The sequence below is a fragment of the Bacillus sp. LR--39 genome, assembly GCF_053613335.1.
This window is the reverse complement of sequence record NZ_JBSIOT010000034.1, coordinates 1-2,513: the sequence shown is the minus strand read 5'-3', so window position 1 is coordinate 2,513 and position 2,513 is coordinate 1. Positions and strand designations below refer to the sequence as shown.

The window sequence follows — 2,513 nt, the reverse complement described above, 5'->3', positions numbered from 1 at the left end:
CAACAATTAGAATGACAATTTTACTATATAAGGGTTTTTCCTTTACCTCATTTAGAATACATGTTACATTTAGTTCGATGAAATTCGAACAATAAATTCGCATAACAACGGAGGAGATTTCAATGATCGTATTACAAGCTTACATCAAAGTAAAACCAGAAAAACGCGAGGAATTTTTGAGCGAGGCTCAATCGCTTGTTCAGCATTCAAGAGCTGAGGAAGGCAACGCGCAATACGACCTATTCGAAAAAGTAGGCGAAGAAAATACATTTGTCATGCTTGAAAAATGGAAAGATGAAGCGGCAATGAAATTCCATAACGAAACTGCGCATTTCCAAGGGTTTGTCGCAAAAGGAAAAGAACTGCTGAGCGCCCCTCTTGATGTTGTCCGCACAGAGCTTAGCGAGTAAAGAAAGGGTGTCCCATATGAATGAAGTGATTAAATCTTTAAAAGACCACCGCTCGATTCGCAGCTACACAGATGAGCCTGTAGCTCAGGAGCAATTGGACCAAATCATTGAAGCGGTGCAATCAGCCCCTTCTTCTATCAACGGACAGCAAGTGACTGTGATCACAGTCCAGGATAAAGAGCGCAAAAAGAAAATCTCCGAACTGGCAGGCGGCCAGCCATGGATCGATCAAGCTCCTGTTTTCCTGCTGTTCTGCGCAGATTTCAACCGGGCCAAAATTGCGCTTGAAGATCTGCATGATTTCAAAATGGAAATCACAAATGGATTGGAATCTGTTCTTGTCGGCGCAGTAGACGCTGGTATTGCCCTCGGCACAGCAACAGCAGCGGCTGAGTCACTCGGACTTGGCACAGTTCCGATCGGTGCGGTTCGCGGAAACCCTCAAGAGCTGATCGAACTGCTTGAGCTTCCAAGATACGTGTTCCCTTTATCCGGCCTTGTCATTGGGCATCCTGCCGACCGTTCAGCGAAAACATCGCTCTTGCCGCAGGAAGCTGTCGATCATCAGGAAACTTATTTGAATCAGGATGAGCTGACGTCTCACATTCAGGCATACGACGAACAGATGTCTGAATACATGAATAAACGGACAAACGGAAAAGAAACAAGAAATTGGTCACAGAGCATCGCTTCCTACTATGAGCGCCTGTACTATCCGCACATCCGTGAAATGCTTGAAAAACAAGGATTTAAAGTTGAAAAATAAGCTCTTATTCGGCCTGTCGGATTTTCCGGCAGGCCTTTCATTTACCCGGTTAAAATCCATTGACTTTTATTTTGTTTATTTGGTAAAATTTTTTCATAGTTACTCATTGGTTTTCTGTGAACCAATGGGTTTTCTAATGTTCAAGAAAGAAGGAAGCCATGAGATGCTTGATAAAAAAACAGATATCTTGTTAGCCGCGCGAAAGCTTTTTTCGGAAAAGGATTTTACGTCGGTTTCCATGCAGGCGATCGCAGAAGAATGTAAGATGTCAAAAGCTTCGATATATAAGCTGTTCCAATCTAAAGAAGATCTGCTTTTGGAGCTGCTGTCATTTAACCAGAAGCAAATGGTGGCCGCGGCCTCAAGACTTCAGGAAAATACCGCACTTACACCGGAGGAGCGTTTGACGCAAAAGGTCAAAATGGAACTGGAGGGCTTCAGGCGGAATCAGCAGTTTTTCAATATGCTGACCTACGGAAACCCCAAGCTGCATAATGAACGGGTCAAACAGCATATCCATCAGACCAGATCGACGATTATCTGCTGGCACCGCGATTCGCTGATCCAGGCGTATGGAGAAACCATTCTCCCGTTTGTGTGGGATTTGGTTATCATTCTTCACGGCATGATGCGTGAGTTTTTAATGCTGATCAAAATCGAGGAAAAACCGCTTGAGCTTGACCCGATCGCAGAGTTTATCATCAGCACCCTCAATCAGATTATCAAAAACAGGGAAACCCGCCAGTCTCTTCTTCCGCCCGAAGCCATCGAGCTTTATATTCATTCAGCATCCTCCTACAAGCCAAAGGATAAATCAGTCCTATTATCGGAAAGCCTGAAGGAATTACATAAAGGCATCTCTTCCCTGTCCGCCGCGGACTATGACGTAGATGAACTGACATCCGCAGCCGCCATGCTGGAGGAAGAAGCGAAGAAGGAAGAACCCCGCGCTTTTTTACTCAAATCACTGATTGGCTATCTGGAACAAACCAGTGTTTTAACACAGCCCGTTTCCATGTTAAAAACACTGTTAATTACTTAGAGAAAAGAAGGGATATGTATTGAACACAAGTATTGAACAAAAACCTTTTAACCGTTCTGTCATTGTCGGCATTTTGTTAGCCGGAGCGTTTGTGGCGATTTTGAACCAGACATTGTTGATTACCGCACTTCCCCATATCATGAGGGATTTCAATGTCGATGCCAACCAAGCACAATGGCTGACCACATCATTTATGTTAACCAATGGGATTTTAATTCCGATTACCGCGTTTTTAATTGAGAAATTCACAAGCCGGGCGCTGCTCATCACAGCAATGAGCATTTTCACTGCCGGA

General features: G+C 44.2%; 4 protein-coding genes. All 4 read left to right on the top strand.

All coding sequences use genetic code 11. The annotated features are described in order from the left end of the window. Window positions 1–122 precede the first annotated feature (122 nt). Complete coding sequence (locus tag ACWHAR_RS19830) at window positions 123–410, top strand: putative quinol monooxygenase (protein ID WP_003234477.1); 288 nt, start codon at window positions 123–125, stop codon at window positions 408–410. 16 nt (window positions 411–426) lie between these two features. After that, window positions 427–1,176, top strand: coding sequence for an NADPH-dependent oxidoreductase (locus ACWHAR_RS19825; RefSeq protein ID WP_452087597.1), 750 nt, complete (start codon window positions 427–429; stop codon window positions 1,174–1,176). Window positions 1,177–1,339: 163 nt separating this feature from the next. Then, window positions 1,340–2,218 (top strand): TetR/AcrR family transcriptional regulator, encoded by an 879-nt coding sequence (locus ACWHAR_RS19820; RefSeq protein WP_041340193.1) that lies wholly within the window; start codon window positions 1,340–1,342, stop codon window positions 2,216–2,218. Between the two features lie 19 nt (window positions 2,219–2,237). After that, window positions 2,238–2,513: MFS transporter (locus ACWHAR_RS19815; protein WP_452087596.1), on the top strand; the 276-nt coding region annotated here is incomplete at its 3' end.